Source organism: Mesorhizobium sp. M0106, assembly GCF_040322715.1.
Lineage (GTDB): Bacteria > Pseudomonadota > Alphaproteobacteria > Rhizobiales > Rhizobiaceae > Mesorhizobium.
The window spans coordinates 1-15,388 of sequence record NZ_JAMYUA010000033.1 but is presented as its reverse complement, the minus strand read 5'-3'; the positions used below and the strand labels follow the sequence as shown (position 1 = coordinate 15,388).

The following is a 15,388-nucleotide window of genomic DNA, read 5'->3' as shown; positions in this document are numbered from 1 at the left end:
AACGGACGGTCTGCCCGCACGCTGCGCAGCATGTACTGGCCCATGGCGACCACCTCGTCCAGCGTCAGCGGGATCATGACCAGCATGGCCGCCGCCGCGATGAGGCACAGTGTGCAATAGGTGCCGATCATGATCGGCTGGATGATGATGAAGAAGATCGAGACGCCGCCGAGCGGCACCACCAGGATGAAGAAGAAGGTCACCATCCAGGGCATGGTGCGCCAGCGGGTCGCCGTGCCCATCGCGCCCATCAGGGTTTCGATCATATAGGCCACGGCGCCAAGCCCGGCATCAGCGACTGGCCAGGCTCGAGAAACGTCGGATGTGATGATGAATTCCGTGCCGTTCCTGCCGTCTCCGCCGGGGAAGAACGGCTCCCAGACAGCACCCACATGGCCGAGCTGGTAGGCAGTGAGATAGCGGGCGATGAGAAACCGAAGAAACCGAGCGCGATGATCGGCAGGCGCTGCAGCCAGGATGACGGCGAGTAGGTCCAGCCAGGCGGAACGGTGCTCTCGTCCATCATCCCTTCGTGGCTCATGCCCGGCATCATCGGGACGAGCACCGAGAAAGCGATGGCCAGCGCGCCGACGATCGTGTCGTTCATGGTGGCGGCGGCGCTCGGCGTCCAGAAGAACAGCGGCGCGAACAGCAGCCACAGGCCGGCGATCGTCGTGCCCCATTGCGCCCAGGAAAAACGCGGCGACAGTGCGAGCCCGCCAAACAGCATCAGCAGCAAGCCCGAGACAATGTCGCTCCAGCCGGTGAGCGCGTTGCGCAGCACCGGTTCCCACAGTCCACGCTCTTGCGTGACGTCACGCACAGTGCCGGCCGCCGCCGGATCGAACAGCGCGAACTGAAGCGGGCTGGTGAGGAGCCACACGCCAAGCGTGATGACCAGGAAATGAGCCCAGAGCATCTGCTTGCCCATCCCCGCCATCTCGGCCATGTGTCCGGGTTTCATCTTGTCGTGTTTGGCCTCGAACGCCTTGTCTTTCTCTCGCGCTTTTGTTCCGCTGCCGGCCACCTTGGCGGCGTCGAGCTTGTTGGCCCGATACCAGCCGGCGGGATCTGCCTTGAGCGCGTCGACGATCCGCGGCAACGTCTCGCGCAGGGAATGCCGGGGCTGCCAGCCGAGGACATTGCGGGCACGGCTGATATCGATCGCGTAGTGGTCGTCGGCGATATCGACCATCCAGGGACGAACGAATGATTCTTCGCCCAGCACGTCCTGTTGGACCCAGGCACCCGCCTTGGCGAGCGCCTTCGGCACCTCCCGTGTCTCCCAGTTCTCGCCACGGATCAACCGACCAATCTCGGCTTGAAGTTCGCCGTAGCCCATGACCTCAGGCTCGCCGAGAAGCAGCGCCAGCTCCGTGGGAAGTTTCTTCCGCCGATCTATAAGGCGCGCCACCGCATCGGTGAGGTCTTCCAGATGCAGGAACGACTGCCCGGTGCGCAGGTCACCCGGATATACATGCCCGGTCGGATCCTCTTCGTAGATACGCGCAATCTGATTGGCGAGGAATGCGTTACGGCCGAGATCATCATAGACGCCGGCCGGCCTGGCATAGACGACAGGGATCGCCCCGTGCTGCTCATGGATCAGGCGCTCGGTCTCGATCTTCGAGGTGCGGTAGGGCAGGTTCGATTCGAGCGGCCAATCCTCATCGATGATGTCGCCCGGTCGGCCACCCTTGTGCGCCAGCATCGAACTCATGAAGACAAACTGCTCGACCTCAAATTGTTTCAGGGCGCGCAGGAGCTTCTCGGTGCCGCCAACCGTAATCTCTTCGTAGAGCGGGTTCCGTTCGCCTGTGAGATCGAAATAGGCCGCAAGATGGATCACCGAGGCGAGGCGGGCGCCATAGGCCGTCCGCACGCGCGCCAAGCCGGCTGCCACGACGTCCTCCGATGTCAGGTCGATGCAGACGCACTCCGCGGCCGGCGGCGGCTGACGCGTCGCCGCCCGGTCGAGGCCGACGAGAGCAAACCGGTCGGCGAAGCTGTTGACCAGAGCCGAGCCGATGAAGCCGGTGCTGCCGGTAACAATAACCGTGTCTTTGCGCTTCGCCATCCAGACCTCATAGCCGGCGATTTGCCACTCCTGAGAGGGCCGAAGGCGACAGACGTTAAGAGCCGAGGGGGCCGGACCAGTTCCGACGCCGACCCGATGACGCTGCTGCTTCCGATGACGACTACAACTTTCCGCCCTTTTTGCTCTTTTGACCCCGACTGCCTATGCTGTCAGGTTCGCAAATATTTGACCAGCGCCGCGATCGCGAGCACGAGGGTGACAAGCACCAGGACCCAAATGAGCGCCATGCCGCCCATCATCCACATTGAACCGTCCATCATCATTACAATCATCCCTCCCGCCGCCGCTGCCACCGGCGATTGCGAGGGGAACTAGTTCGCCATGTATGCCCGTCAAGGCGAACTCGATCAACTCGATCAGCCCACGAAGGCGGTGGCTTGCCGGTCAATCAGGGCATGTTCAATGCTATCGACGAACGAGTTCATAGTAGGCTTCGGCCAAAACATGCTGGCCGTGCGGTAACTCGGGAACGGCAGGGCTGTGATCAGTGCCTCCAGCGCTCGCAGCAAATGCTCCGCGACATCTGATCTGCCTTGCCGATATGCCTCTCTGAACGGGGCCAATAGCTGCCTTTCGAAATTCATGGTTCGGTCCGCCATTGGACGATCTCCGGAAGTTGGCAATGAGCCTAACCGTTCCAGCCACCGGAAGGTCAAGCGCACCTTTCAAGAAGCTAGAACAGGTTGAGAGCGCTTGTTGAACCGCATCCGAGGCGTCGCCCGGCTCTACTCTCCACCGCCGCAGCCGTCGGAGAGATCCCAGACGTCGACGACCTGCTTGCCGGTGAAACCGTGCTCGCGGATCAGGAACTTCGCCAGCCCGCCATACACTTTCCAGCGCCAGCATTGACAGCAGCATGGGCCTTTCTCGTTGGAATTGGCCATCGCGTAGTCGTAGGCCTGCTGCTCATCGCCGGAGAGTTTCACATCGTAATAGGGCATCATCTTCTGTGCGATGCCGGCCGGAATATCGTACGGATCGCTTGGGATCATCGCAATCTCGCGGTACCTGGCCAGGCCGCTCACCTGCTCGGCATAGCGCTTCGTCTCCATCGGGCTGCAGCACGAGCCCGTGATCCGCGACATTGCCGGCATGGTCGCGATCGATTCCGTGAACTTGGTCGAACACGTGCTGTTGCCGTTCTGGCTGAGATATCTGAAACGGCGTGCCAGATCGGGATCCTCAGCGGCGATCGCCAAATCCGGCCCCTTGAGCAGGCTCACGACCGCAGCGGCGCCAAAGGCGCTCCCCAGAACAACCGTCCGTCGGTTTGGGCAAAATATTCGGCTCATTTGCTGGTCCTCGCCTGCTCGATCAGTTTCTTCATCGTTGCGAGGTCGGTCGCGCCGGGGAAAATCTGCTCGCCAACGACGAAGCTTGGCGTTCCGCTGATCTTCAGCGCCTGGGCCAGTTGCGTATTCCGGTCGATCGACGCCTGGATATCGGGCTGCTGCATGTCGGTCTTCAGTTTAGCCACATCGAGACCGACGTCGGCAGCCACCTTCAGCACGACCGCTTCGGTCACCCGCGTCTTCACCGCATACAAGGCCTTGTGGAATGCCATGTATTTGCCCTGGCGCACTGCGGCGAGAGCCGCCTTGGAAGCAAATACGGAATCCGTGCTGAGGATCGGGAATTCCTTGTAGACGATCTTGAGCTGCGGATCGTCGGCCATTGCTTGCGCCATGATCGGCGCAACCTGCCGGCAATAGGGGCAGTTGTAGTCGAAGAACTCGACCATGGTGACGTCGCCTTCGGCGTTGCCGCCGATCGGGCTCGCCGGGTCCCGGAAAATCTCGTCCGCCTTGTCCTTCAAAGCGGCTTTCGCCTCTTTTGTGGCAGCCTCGCGCTGGCGGGCGTCGAGGCTCTGCAGCGACTGCACGAGCACCTCGGGATGCGCAAGAATGTAGTCGTGAATGCGCTGGTCGAACTGGTCCTGGGACATCTCGCCCGCGGCGATCGCCTGATTGTGGAGACCGAGCGCGAGCCAGATCGTCGCGCCGGCCAGCATGACGGCACGGGCCATTTTGCCGACGGCTCCGCTCAATGGATTGGACTTGTGGGTCACAGGGTTCTCCTTCCCTCTGTTTCGCCGGACCGCCGGCACGTGCAAATGATGCCTCAGAACATGCCCTTGATTTTCGCCCACCATCCCGTTTCCTGCTCATGGTGCGGGCGCTCGACATTGTTGGTAAGCGCATTGACGAATGTGACGAGATTGACCGACGCGAAATCCAGGCCATGGAAATTCGCCCGCCAGCGGCCCTCCTTGTCGATCACATGGGTGATGGTGCCGTGCATCTGATAACCATCATCCGTCAGCTTGAACTTGTGGCCGAAGGCCTCCGCCAGTCTGCGGGTCGCATCCTCCGGCTGATCCTCCGTCGTGGTCAGGAACAGCCAATTGACGGGATCGAGCCCGTGCGCCGGCCCGTATTTGCTGAGCACGTCCGGCGTGTCCCTGGTTGGGTCGGTGGTGATGGTCACAAAGCTGACCCGGTCCTTCATCGGCGTGCCGTTCACCATTTTCTGGATCTCGGCGACCTTCTCGGCATGAAGGGGGCACACATCCGGGCACGACGTGTAGATGAAGTGGAGGACGACCACCTTGCCACGCAGATCGGCCGTTCGCACGACACGCCCCTCGGCGGTGCGCAGCGTGAAATCAGGCGCGGGTTTGTCGATCGGCTGGAAATATTTCTCGTCGGCCTCAAGCGTGGCGTCGATTTCGTCGAGCGAGTGGGCTTGCGCCTGATACGAAAAGCCCGCGGTCAGCGCCGCAATGGCAATTACGCTTAGCAGCAAGCACCTCCATTCGTTCAAAGCCGATGCAACGCAGCGAGCCTTTAGCCCGAACATATCTGTCCCTTTCTCACTTGGCGGCGATGCGGCTGCGGATGAGGTCGACCATGTCGGGGGCGTCCCATTCGGCCGGCCCAATCAGCCGGCCGATCTCCTTGCCGTCGCGGTCGACCAGCAGGGTTGCCGGAAGGCCGACGGTTCCGATGGCGAACATGGCCCTGCCCGAGACGTCGATGTTGAGGGCGAGGTGCTTGATGCCGATGTCGGCGAAGAACTTCTTCACAATCTCAGGACCGGCGCGGTCCATGGACAGCGCGACGACCTCGAAATCCGGACCGCCGAGTTTGGCCTGTAGGCGATCGAGCGTCGGCATCTCCTTGCGGCAGGGCGCACACCATGTCGCCCAGACGTTGAGCAGCACGACCTTGCCGTGGAAATCCGCAAGCATTTTCGGCTTGCCATTGCCATCCTCGAAGCTGATTTCCGGCACGGGGACGGGCGCCTCGTGAACGGCAAAGTTCTGCGGCGGCTCAGCGGCTGATACCGGCCACGAAAACGCCAGCAGCATGCCAACCAGGACCATGGCTAGTTTGCTCACAATGTCCTCACTCGGTCGCGTAGACGGTGGGCGCCTTGCCGTCCTTGGTGAAGGCGTAGACGACGAAGGGGCCTTGCTTCTCGCCACCCATGCCTGGGGCGCCAGCCGGCATGCCGGCGAGCGTTATGCCGGTGATGGCAGGGCGCTCGGTCAAAAGCTTCTTGACGATCTCGACCGGCACCAGGCCATCGACGATATAGCCGTCGACCATCAGCGTGTGGCAGCCTTCGAGGTCGGCCGGCACGCCGGCATCGCTGCTGATCTGGGAGAGATTGTTGACCGGCTTGATGTCGACCTTGAAGCCGTTGTGCTCGAGATAGTTGGCGTAGGACTCGCAGCAGCTGCATTGCGGGTTCTTGTACATGACGGCGTTGATCGTTGCGGCGAAGGCGGGCAGCGGCGTTGCGATCAGCAGGGACAGTGCGGCAAGGCGGTAGGTCAGTTTCATTGCAGTTCTCCTTGGTTGGATAAAAAGTTTCAGGTCACGCGGAACGCCGTCATCAGGCCGGCCATCTGGTGATCGGCGACATGGCAGTGCAGCATCCAGTCGCCGGGATTGTCGGCGACGAAGGCGCATTCGATCACATCCTTGGGGGCGAGCAGCACCGTGTCCTGCCATTGGCGGTGCGGCACCGGCGAACCGTTGCGCGAGATGACCGACAGGCTGAAGCCGTGGACATGCATCGGGTGCCACCAGGCGGTTTCGTTGCGCATGGTGAGATGGCAGGTCACACCGCGTTTCAGCGTGAACTGCGGCGCCATGCCGGCATGGCCGTCGCCGGTCATCGACATGCCGTTGATCGCCCAGGCCGCATCGCCGTTCATGCCCATCATCCCCATGCCCATCATGCCGCCGACGCCCTTGAGCTTGCCGCCGCCCATCATGCCGCCCTGCAGCACGATTTCCTGGCGCTCGGCGCCAGCGAGGTCGGGCTGGGGCAGAGGGTTGCGCGGCAGGCCGGCTGGCGCGTCGAGCGGATGCGCCCTGATCGGCGGCGCTGCGTCATAGGCCAGCGTGGTCAGCGTATAGGCGAGGCCGTCGTAGAAATCGTCGATCACCGCGTGGCGGCTGCCGGGGTGGCCCTGCATGTCGAGCACGATGTCGATGCGCATGGCGGGCGCCAGCACCAGGCGACCGCCCTCCGGTTCATGCGGATCGCAGGGCTGGCCGTCGATGGCGACGACGACCGGACGGTGGCCTTCGAAGCGCAGCGCCATCATGCGGGCAAGCGAGGCATTGGCGAGCCGCAGCCTGACGCGCTCGCCGGCCTTCACGCTCCGATCGCCTGGCCCCGTGCCGTTGACGGTGACGACATTGCCGACGCGGCCCGACATCGAGGCATCCATGGCACTGCCGAAGCCGCCGGCGATCTGCCCGTCGGCAAGAAGCCGCCAGTCCTGCAGCAGCCAGACAAAGTCGCGGTCGACGGCGACCGGCTCGGCCTCCTCGACGATGAGGGGGCCGGCAAGGCCGCGGCCGATCTGCACCAGGCTGTCGGCATGCGGATGGTACCAGAAGGTGCCGGCGTCCGGCGGTGTGAACTCATAGACGAAACTTTGCCCCGGCCCGATCGGCTTTTGGGTCAGGCCCGGCACGCCGTCCATTGCGTTTGCTAAGCGAATGCCGTGCCAGTGGACGGTCGTATCCTCGTCGAGACCGTTCTCGACAGTGATGCGGACCGGCTGGCCTTGCCGCAGGCGCAGCGTCGGGCCGGGAATTGTGCCGTCATAGGCCCATACCGTGGTTTGCGGGCCACCTGCGTCGATTAACCGGGCATGGGCCGGCGTGACCTTGATACGGCGCTCATCAACTGCGGCTGCCCGCGCCGGGCGCATCGACGTCGAGACGGCGACGCCCGCCGCCGCAAGCAGGAACCCGCGGCGCGACAGGAAAAGACTGGAATTGCTATTCACCCTTACGTTCCTTGCGATCTCGATCGACGGCGAGCGTCGACTGATTGCTTGTCCGCGCCCGTCGCGCATTAACGCGAGCGGGCGACCGGACGCCGGACATCAGCCGTGGGACGGCTGAAACGGCGTCAGACGAGAGCGCTGGCTCTGGGAGGGTATGGGTCGGGCAGGGAACTTCGCCCGTGCAGGAGCGGCGCCGGCAGCGGCGATATTTGCGACGGCAGCGGGATTGCCACCATGTCGAGCTTCTGCGGCAGCAACGCAAGCGCCGGGGCAATGCAGGTCGGCGGGCAGTATATCCCCTTGCCGTCACCGCCGGCACCCTTGAGGCACCCCTTGCAGTCACCCTTCATGGCGGCATCGGCCATCTTGTCCATGCCGGGCCCCGCAGGCATGGTCATGCCATCGCCGGCAGCCATGCCGGCCGTCATCGTTGCCGACATGATGCTGGCCTGTGCACCGGACAGGCTGAGCCCCACGGTCAGGAAGACCGCGAGCAGCGTGACAAGCATGTGTTTTGGCGACAGCCGAGCCAACATCTGCTCAGGCTGACCGCAAAGTACGGTTTTTGCAAGTGCCAATGCTGTGACATAGCGACCAAGGGGAGCCAATCAGTGCCGGGCATGCTCGCATTTATCGTGATCCGCCAGCACCTCGATGACACGGCATTCGCAGACTTTTCCGTGCCGGCAGCCTTCGACCATATGCTCCAGCTCGGCTTTCAATGCTGTAAGGCTGCGTATCCGCTGAACCACGTCGGCCAGACGCGCCTGGGCAATGGCGTCGGCGGTCGCACAAGGCTGGCTGGGATTATCCTGCAGCGTCAGCAGCGCCCTGATGGCTTCGATCCCGAACCCCAACTCGCGCGCGTGCCTGATGAAGGCGAGCCGGCGCAAGTCTGCCGCTTCATACTGCCGGCGATTGGCTTCGCTGCGGGCAGCGGCAGGAAGCAACTCTATCTGCTCATAGTAGCGGATGGTTGGAACCTTCACGCCGCTGTGTCGGGCCGCTTCACCGATGGTCACACCTGTTGACATTTCGCTTGCTCCTCTAGTCGCTAGAGGATGTAGCGTCGCGGTCGAAGATACAAGAGGTTCATCATGGCTGCGACCAAACAACAGACCCGCTACCGCGTGGAAGGCATGGATTGCGCCGGTTGCGCCAGCAAAATCGATACGGCCGTGCGGCGGATGCCTGGTGTTCAGGACATCAACGTATCCGTTTCGGCGGGCACTCTGACGGTCACTCATACTCCCGAAAGCAATCTCGGCGCGATCGAGAGGAAGGTCACCGGCCTCGGCTACGCCGTCGCTCCGCTGACCTCCAAGTCTGGGACGCCGGCGTCCGATCAATCCGCCGACAACCATGCCGACGGAAGGCGCAATCACGACGAGAACGTGGCGCGGTTACATGATAACGATGATGCGCCGGCGTCGGAGCTATGGTGGGACAGCGCCAAGGGTCGCCTGGCCATCGCCAGCGGGGTCGCCTTGGCCGTGGCTTTCGCGATTGATTACGCCTGGCCCGCGACCGGCCCGTGGGCCTTCATCGCCGCAATGCTGCTCGGCCTGGCTCCGATCGCGCGCCGAGCGGCCATGGCCGCAGCGGCAGGCATTCCGTTCACAATCGAAATGCTGATGACTGTGGCGGCGGCCGGGGCCGTCATCATCGGTGCCGGCGAGGAAGCGGCAACGGTGGTCTTCTTGTTCCTGATCGGCGAGTTGCTCGAAGGGGTTGCGGCCGGCAAGGCACGGTCCAGTATTCAAGCGCTCACGGCCCTCGTTCCCAAAACCGCGTTCGTCGAGAAAGACGGCCAGACCCGCGAGGTGCCGGCAGAAAGTCTGGCTGTGGGCGCCATCATCCTCGTGCGGCCGGGCGACCGGATTCCGGCTGACGGCGAGATCACCGAAGGCGGGAGCGCCATCGATGAATCACCCGTCTCCGGTGAAAGCGTGCCGGTGCGCAAGGACGTCGGCGACACGGTCTTTGCCGGCACTATCAACGGCGACGGCGTGCTGCGCGTCAAGGTGACGGCGACCGCCGCAGACAACACGATTGCACGCGTGATCAAGCTGGTCGAGGAGGCGCAGGAAAACAAGGCGCCGACCGAGCGCTTCATCGATCGCTTTTCGCGCTGGTACATGCCCGGCGTTGTCGCCATCGCGGCGCTCGTGGCCACCACACCGCCGCTGCTCTTGGGCGGCGATTGGAACGAATGGATATACAAGGGGCTGGCGCTGCTGCTCATCGGCTGCCCGTGCGCGCTGGTCATTTCAGTTCCGGCGGCGATCGCGGCGTCGCTTTCGGCCGGAGCCCGGCGCGGCCTGCTGATGAAAGGTGGGGCGGTGCTGGAAGGGCTCGCGACCATCAACGCCGTGGCGCTCGACAAGACCGGCACGCTGACGCTCGGCAAGCCACAGGTCACCGATGTCGTTGCGGTGGGTGCCAGTGAACGCGACATCCTTTCGCTGGCGGCAGCGCTTGAGATCGGCTCGAGCCATCCCCTCGCTTTGGCCATCCTCCAAAGGGCCAAAGCCGGCAACATTCCCGTGCCGCCTGCCGCCGAAGCCAAAGCGATCGGCGGTAAAGGGGTTATCGGTCGTGTCGGCGGCAAGAACCTGTTTCTGGGATCGCCAGTCGCGGCGGGCGAGATAAACCTGCTGCCAGCAGACCAGGCGGCACGCATCGTGGCATTGAACGATGAAGACAAGTCAGTGGCGGTGCTGCTTATAGACAACGCGCTGGCCGGCTTCATTGCCATGCGCGACGAACCCCGGCCGGATGCTTTCGCCGGGCTAAAGGCGCTGACCAATGCAGGCATCAGGACAGTCATGCTAACCGGCGACAATAAGCGCACGGCGGCTGCCATCGGCAAACAGCTCGGCATCGAGGTGCGCGCCGAACTGCTCCCGGAGGACAAGCAGCGCATCCTCAGCGAGTTGAAGGGGCAGGGGCTTAGAGTAGCCAAGGTCGGCGACGGCATCAACGATGCGCCCGCACTTGCCGCCGCCGATGTCGGCATTGCCATGGGCGGCGGCACCGATGTGGCTCTTGAAACGGCTGACGCAGCGGTGCTGCATGGACGCGTCGGCGACGTTGCAGCCATGATCAGGCTGTCCCAAGCAACCATGGCCACCATCAAGCAGAACGTCACCATTGCGTTGGCCCTGAAGGCAGTGTTCCTGGTGACGACGATCGCCGGCATCACCGGCCTCTGGCCCGCCATTCTCGCGGACACCGGGGCGACGGTGCTGGTGACGGCCAATGCCATGCGGCTGTTGCGTTGGAAGAGCAACTGGTAAGAGCGACAACGGCATCGTGTTAGGGCAGACCATGCAGCAAGCCATTGCGTCGGACGGCCTTCGCCGGGTGGTGCTTGTCGTCGCACTGCTGAACCTGGGTTATTTCGGCATTGAATTCGCCGTCGCGCTGGCGATCGGCTCGGTGTCGCTGTTCGCCGACAGCGTCGATTTTCTGGAAGATGCCTCGGTCAATCTCCTCATACTGCTCGCCATGGGATGGTCGCTGCGTGCCCGCTCGCGGGTCGGCATGGCGCTGGCGCTTATCCTGCTGGTGCCGGGCCTGGCGACTCTGTGGACCGCGTGGGAAAAGTTCAACATGCCGGTGCCGCCGCAGCCAACGGCGCTGACGCTGGCGGGATTGGGCGCTCTGGCGGTCAATCTGTCATGCGCCTACATGCTGGCGCGCTACCGCCATCACAGCGGCAGTCTTACCAGGGCGGCATTCCTCTCGGCCCGCAACGATGCGGTCGCCAATATTGCGATCATACTGGCCGGATTGGTGACGGCCTTCCTGTGGCGCTCGGCGTGGCCGGATCTGATCGTCGGCCTGGGAATCGCGGCACTGAATGCAGATGCGGCGCGCGAGGTCTGGGAGGCAGCTCGGGAAGAGCACCGGGCCGTTTCGTGAACTCCAAAACGCTCAGCGCGCTGCCGGATTCGCACCCTTTCAAAGCGGTCGGAGGGAGAACCGCTCATAAGTAAAAATCGGGAGGAAAAACCATGAACAGTATGAGCCTCACCACACTTGGACGAAGTCGACCGGGTCGAAGCGGTGAAACGATGAACCGCTCAAGGCCACGCACGTCATCAAAAGGCCCGCGTCTCCGAAGAGGACGCGGGCCGATTTCGTCGGTATACGCTAGGCAGGTATCAGGACAGCGATGCGGTGGATGCCGACCACCTTGCTGGTGTTGGCTGCCTCGTCGGTCTTGCCCTTGGAGCAGGTGTACACGTCACCTTCCTTGAGCTTGAATTCCTTGCCGGCTTTCTTGATCGTGAATTCACCGGCAGCAATGGTGCAGACCATGTCGTTGTCCATCACCATTTGAGGGGCGGCTGCTCCGGGCTGAAAGACTATATCGACAATTGAGATGCTCTTGTAGGCGGGGATATCGGAATTGCCGGTGCCGACCTCGACCAATCTGACGCCGGGTGCAATCTCCTTGCCTTCCTTCGGGCCGTATTTCTTCACCTTTGCCGCCGCCGCCAGCGTGAACAAAGGCGTTACCGCTGCCGCCGTCACGCCGAGAGCAATCGCGGACCTGCGATTCATGGTTTTCATCGCGTCCTCCCATTTAATGTTTGGCCACGCACCAATGCGCATGACCACAATACATTAGCACACATGCAGATAATTGCAGCACGGCGTTTCGGAGCTTACGGAAGCGAAACCGCCTCCTGGTCGAATGCGACCGAACAGCAAACAATTCCATGCTATGCTGGCGAGCCATCAAACGGGCGACGGGGGATAGCAATGTTGGAAACGGACAAGGTATTCGCTGGCTCAATTCCGGAAAACTACGACCGCTATATGGTGCCGTTGATTTTCGAGCCGTTCGCCGCAGATCTTGCACGACGAGCAGCGTCCTTGTCGCCAAGCGCCGTTCTGGAAACCGCCGCGGGCACCGGGGTTGTCACCCGCGCATTGGCGCCAAAACTGTCCGCCGATGCAAGCTATGTCGTAACCGACCTCAACCAGCCGATGCTCGACTACGCCGCTTCGCGGCAAGCTCCCGACGATCGCATCAAATGGCGTCAGGCGGATGCTCTGGCGCTACCGTTTGAAAATGCGGCATTCGATCTCGTTTGTTGTCAGTTCGGTGCGATGTTCTTTCCCAACCGCTCATCCGCCTATCGCGAAGCCCGGCGAGTCCTGAAGCCCGGAGGACATTTTCTATTCAGCGTATGGGATCGTATCGAAGAGAATGTATTTGCGGACGATGTGACGAATGCCCTGGCGAGGATTTTTCCGAACGATCCGCCGCGCTTTCTGGCACGCACGCCGCATGGCTACCACGATACGGCACTGATCCGTAGCGAGCTGGAGGACGCAGGTGTTTCCGGTGTGGTGATCGAGACGAGGGCCGAACAAAGCCGTGCCTCCTCGCCGCGCCTTCCGGCCGTTGCTTATTGCCAGGGCACTCTCCTTCGCAATGAAATCGAGGCCAGAGAGGCGGGAAAACTGGACGCTGCAACCGACTACGCCGCAGCCGCGATTGCAGACAGGCATGGCAGCGGCGAGGTTGCTGCCAAAATCCAGGCTCACATAGTGGTGGCTGTGGCCTAGGTGTTGGATATCCCGCTCCGGCACTTGGCGACATTCAGCTGCTGCGCGGCAAACATCTTGCCGCTGTCCCGAATTCTCAGACGTTAATCGTTCATTCGCCCGAGTGGCAGGTCGACAAGTGCCCGCTCGATAATCGCCGGTCTGATCGATCGCCGGGGCTTGATGGCGGCGGCTGCCGGCCGCAAGATTCTGGTCGGCCCGGCTTCACTTTCGCAGCCATGGCCGACTCCGCCCAGCAAGGTCTAGTCATTTCGCTTTCTTGACTCGGCCGACAAAAACGGGCAGCAAAGTCATCATTGGAGGGCAGTTTTGCCAACTATGCAGGTTTTGGAGGGCGTTTTTCGGTGTGACCGTCGCCCAATCGGCGGTCGGTAGAGGGATTGGTTAACCAACTTTGTCCATCTTTTGATTCAATCGGCAACAGACGCGAAGCGTGCTGGGGGCACCAGGCGAACTGTGAATGTCACGGCTGCGAAATCCGCTAGCCGGCATCGGCCGATTGAGAGTGGTTGAATGGCGTTTGTAAGTGCGAAAACCCGGGGTGACAGTCCTGCAACTGGATTGACTTCGATGAGGCCCGGCCTGCGCTGGGTCGCGGTTCCGGCCGTCGGCGCAGCCATTGCTTTATGGTCGGTGGCGACTTTGGCCGGCCTTTATTCAGTGGGAACCTCGCTCAGCGCCGCTTCCAACGGTCTCCCGCAAAGCCTGCTCGCGCCGCGCACCATCGCGCTTGCCGATCCTCGCCGCAGCCTTGCAAAGGCGCGGGCCCCGACGTGGGCCGCAGCAAACGCGGCGCTGTCGGCCAAGCTGCTGCAGCACGGGTGCGATGCCAACTGCCTGCGGTCGGCGTCGAACTTCGTCCACCAGGGAAAATCGGCGCGTCTCAAGCGCAATACCGTGCCGATTGTCGCTGATGCGTCGCGGCAATCGAGCTTCGACGACGTGGTCGCCAAGGCCGCGCTGTCGCCGCAAAAGCTTGCCGCCGCCTTTGCCCGTGCCGGCTCACCCGTCATGCTCGCAAGCCTGCCGGCCGACGCCCGGTTCGCCGAGCCGGTACGCATACCCGACCCGAACGGCCCGGCGTCGGTGCGCTTCGGGCCCGCGGTGGCGGAGATCGAACGCTCGTCGCGCCTTGCGCTGGCGCTGGCGAATACATTACCGGAGCAGATGATCGACGTGCTCCCGGCAGCCGTCGCGGCAAGCGAGCCCGCGGCTTCGCAAGAGCCGCAAGAACCTGAGGTCCAACTGGCCTCGCTGCCGCCGCAAGACGACATGCCCGACAGCGTTCCGCTGCCGACGCTGCGTCCGCGGGCGGACATCGATAAGCCGGCCGAGGCGCCGCGGGCTCAAGCGTCAAGAGATCAGGCGCCAAAAGACCAGGCGCCAAAGGCCCAGGCGCAAAAGGCCCAGGCGCAAAAGGATCAGCCATCGAAAACGGAGCCGCCCAAGGCGCAGGCCTCCAGGACCGCCAAGGCGAGCAAGGTGCAGACGGCCGACGCCCCGCCGGTCGAGACGCCCGGCAGCCTGTCGCCTCGCAATTCGTCACAAGCGGCAGTGCCGGCCGTGTCGGGCAAGCCGGGCAAACGGTCGAAGACGCAGGGCGGCGATATGCTGGCCTATGCCAAGCCCGACATGTCTTCCGGCGGTCTCGGCGGAGCCTTCAGGAACCTGTTCACCACGCCTAACCTGGGCAGCGGCGTCGCCGTCTACGACATCTCGGCCAAGACCGTCTATATGCCCGACGGCTCGCGGCTGGAGGCACATTCGGGATACGGTTCGATGGTCGACCAGCCGCGCTACGTCAACCGCAAGAATGTAGGCCCGACGCCGCCAAACACTTACGATCTGAGGCTGCGCGAATCGCGTTTTCACGGCGTCGAGGCGATTCGGCTCACCCCTGTCGACGGCAAGAACAAGTTTGGCCGCGACGGCCTGCTTGCGCACACCTACATGCTGCGCGGCGGGCGTGCCGAGTCCAATGGTTGCCTCGTTTTCAAGGACTATGCCCGCTTCCTCGCCGCCTACAAGAAAGGCAAGATCAAGCGCCTCGTGGTGGTGCCGCGCCTGTCGAAGCCGCTGACACGCGTCGCCCAAGAGGGGCGAGGGGCTTAGGTCGTTCGCGGCAGTCCTTCATGGCTTCGTCATCCCAGGGCGGAGCGAACGCGAAGCGGAGCGCAGACCCTGGGATCCATGCCGTTACGTCAGCCGAAGAATGCAACGACGCAGATTGAAAGCCGTTCTGTAGCGATCCCTTTCACCTCCTGTCCTTCCCGCATCAAAAAGTCCCGGCCGTTGCAGCGCGGAGAGGTCACGGCATGATGGGGTGGACGGCGCCCGACGGCATCGGATGTGCCAGAATGAGTTCGTTGAGATCTCAAACAAGGGAGCCG

The 15,388-nt window shown here is 62.9% G+C and carries 15 protein-coding genes and 1 pseudogene; 4 read left to right on the top strand and 12 right to left on the bottom strand.

Annotated features, from left to right (window positions below):
- Positions 1-122: 122 nt before the first annotated feature.
- The 11 genes and pseudogenes from NKJ55_RS25695 to NKJ55_RS25645 form a co-directional block, all read right to left on the bottom strand.
- Positions 123-374, bottom strand: a pseudogene (locus tag NKJ55_RS25695) (vitamin K epoxide reductase family protein); the annotation flags it as partial.
- Positions 263-2,077, bottom strand: a complete 1,815-nt coding sequence (locus NKJ55_RS25690; RefSeq protein ID WP_352452331.1) for an NAD-dependent epimerase/dehydratase family protein — start codon at positions 2,075-2,077, stop codon at positions 263-265. The gene NKJ55_RS25690 and the pseudogene NKJ55_RS25695, both read right to left, overlap by 112 nt.
- A gap of 377 nt (positions 2,078-2,454) precedes the next feature.
- A complete protein-coding gene (locus tag NKJ55_RS25685; protein WP_352452330.1) occupies positions 2,455-2,697 on the bottom strand; it encodes a hypothetical protein in 243 nt (80 codons plus the stop codon).
- 126 nt (positions 2,698-2,823) lie between these two features.
- Positions 2,824-3,390 (bottom strand): hypothetical protein, encoded by a 567-nt coding sequence (locus NKJ55_RS25680; protein WP_352452329.1) that lies wholly within the window; start codon positions 3,388-3,390, stop codon positions 2,824-2,826.
- Positions 3,387-4,166 (bottom strand): DsbA family protein, encoded by a 780-nt coding sequence (locus NKJ55_RS25675; RefSeq protein ID WP_352452328.1) that lies wholly within the window; start codon positions 4,164-4,166, stop codon positions 3,387-3,389. Before NKJ55_RS25675 ends, NKJ55_RS25680 begins: the two co-directional genes overlap by 4 nt.
- Positions 4,167-4,219: 53 nt before the next feature.
- Entirely contained in the window at positions 4,220-4,903 is a 684-nt protein-coding gene (locus tag NKJ55_RS25670) for an SCO family protein (RefSeq protein ID WP_352452327.1), read from the bottom strand.
- Positions 4,904-4,970: 67 nt separating this feature from the next.
- Positions 4,971-5,483, bottom strand: a complete 513-nt coding sequence (locus NKJ55_RS25665) for a TlpA family protein disulfide reductase (protein WP_352452326.1) — start codon at positions 5,481-5,483, stop codon at positions 4,971-4,973.
- A 22-nt stretch (positions 5,484-5,505) separates the two neighbouring features.
- Positions 5,506-5,946, bottom strand: a complete 441-nt coding sequence (locus NKJ55_RS25660) for a DUF411 domain-containing protein (RefSeq protein WP_352452325.1) — start codon at positions 5,944-5,946, stop codon at positions 5,506-5,508.
- 29 nt (positions 5,947-5,975) lie between these two features.
- Positions 5,976-7,412, bottom strand: a complete 1,437-nt coding sequence (locus NKJ55_RS25655) for a multicopper oxidase family protein (RefSeq protein WP_352452324.1) — start codon at positions 7,410-7,412, stop codon at positions 5,976-5,978.
- A gap of 125 nt (positions 7,413-7,537) precedes the next feature.
- Positions 7,538-7,921: a hypothetical protein gene (locus NKJ55_RS25650; protein ID WP_352452323.1), complete on the bottom strand. Its 384-nt coding sequence runs from the start codon at positions 7,919-7,921 to the stop codon at positions 7,538-7,540.
- 99 nt (positions 7,922-8,020) lie between these two features.
- A complete protein-coding gene (locus NKJ55_RS25645) occupies positions 8,021-8,446 on the bottom strand; it encodes a MerR family transcriptional regulator (protein ID WP_352452322.1) in 426 nt (141 codons plus the stop codon).
- 63 nt (positions 8,447-8,509) lie between these two features.
- Here NKJ55_RS25645 and NKJ55_RS25640 point away from each other — a divergent pair, with 63 nt between their 5' ends.
- Complete coding sequence (locus NKJ55_RS25640; RefSeq protein WP_352452321.1) at positions 8,510-10,711, top strand: heavy metal translocating P-type ATPase; 2,202 nt, start codon at positions 8,510-8,512, stop codon at positions 10,709-10,711.
- Between the two features lie 31 nt (positions 10,712-10,742).
- Positions 10,743-11,339, top strand: coding sequence for a cation efflux transmembrane domain-containing protein (locus NKJ55_RS25635; protein ID WP_352452320.1), 597 nt, complete (start codon positions 10,743-10,745; stop codon positions 11,337-11,339).
- A 231-nt stretch (positions 11,340-11,570) separates the two neighbouring features.
- Here NKJ55_RS25635 and NKJ55_RS25630 read toward each other — a convergent pair whose 3' ends face one another.
- The gene (locus NKJ55_RS25630) at positions 11,571-11,993 is read right to left on the bottom strand and encodes a hypothetical protein (RefSeq protein WP_352452319.1); all 423 of its coding nucleotides are present in this window, start codon (positions 11,991-11,993) and stop codon (positions 11,571-11,573) included.
- A gap of 192 nt (positions 11,994-12,185) precedes the next feature.
- On the opposite strand from NKJ55_RS25630, the gene NKJ55_RS25625 reads away from it, so the two are divergent.
- The gene (locus tag NKJ55_RS25625) at positions 12,186-12,998 is read left to right on the top strand and encodes a class I SAM-dependent methyltransferase (protein ID WP_352452318.1); all 813 of its coding nucleotides are present in this window, start codon (positions 12,186-12,188) and stop codon (positions 12,996-12,998) included.
- A gap of 570 nt (positions 12,999-13,568) precedes the next feature.
- On the top strand, positions 13,569-15,110 hold the full coding sequence (locus tag NKJ55_RS25620) for a DUF2778 domain-containing protein (protein WP_352452317.1): 1,542 nt from the start codon (positions 13,569-13,571) through the stop codon (positions 15,108-15,110).
- The last annotated feature ends 278 nt before the right edge of the window (positions 15,111-15,388 follow it).

What these genes read in the sequence shown, in the direction of transcription:
- NKJ55_RS25690 (WP_352452331.1), bottom strand. Translation starts at nt 2,077, where the DNA reads ATGGCGAAGCGCAAAGACACGGTTATTGTTACCGGCAGCACCGGCTTC.
- NKJ55_RS25680 (WP_352452329.1), bottom strand. Translation starts at nt 3,390, where the DNA reads ATGAGCCGAATATTTTGCCCAAACCGACGGACGGTTGTTCTGGGGAGC.
- NKJ55_RS25630 (WP_352452319.1), bottom strand. Translation starts at nt 11,993, where the DNA reads ATGAAAACCATGAATCGCAGGTCCGCGATTGCTCTCGGCGTGACGGCG.
- NKJ55_RS25625 (WP_352452318.1), top strand. Translation starts at nt 12,186, where the DNA reads ATGTTGGAAACGGACAAGGTATTCGCTGGCTCAATTCCGGAAAACTAC.
- NKJ55_RS25645 (WP_352452322.1), bottom strand. Translation starts at nt 8,446, where the DNA reads ATGTCAACAGGTGTGACCATCGGTGAAGCGGCCCGACACAGCGGCGTG.
- NKJ55_RS25665 (WP_352452326.1), bottom strand. Translation starts at nt 5,483, where the DNA reads ATGGTCCTGGTTGGCATGCTGCTGGCGTTTTCGTGGCCGGTATCAGCC.
- NKJ55_RS25650 (WP_352452323.1), bottom strand. Translation starts at nt 7,921, where the DNA reads ATGCTTGTCACGCTGCTCGCGGTCTTCCTGACCGTGGGGCTCAGCCTG.
- NKJ55_RS25660 (WP_352452325.1), bottom strand. Translation starts at nt 5,946, where the DNA reads ATGAAACTGACCTACCGCCTTGCCGCACTGTCCCTGCTGATCGCAACG.
- NKJ55_RS25635 (WP_352452320.1), top strand. Translation starts at nt 10,743, where the DNA reads ATGCAGCAAGCCATTGCGTCGGACGGCCTTCGCCGGGTGGTGCTTGTC.
- NKJ55_RS25640 (WP_352452321.1), top strand. Translation starts at nt 8,510, where the DNA reads ATGGCTGCGACCAAACAACAGACCCGCTACCGCGTGGAAGGCATGGAT.
- NKJ55_RS25620 (WP_352452317.1), top strand. Translation starts at nt 13,569, where the DNA reads ATGAGGCCCGGCCTGCGCTGGGTCGCGGTTCCGGCCGTCGGCGCAGCC.
- NKJ55_RS25685 (WP_352452330.1), bottom strand. Translation starts at nt 2,697, where the DNA reads ATGGCGGACCGAACCATGAATTTCGAAAGGCAGCTATTGGCCCCGTTC.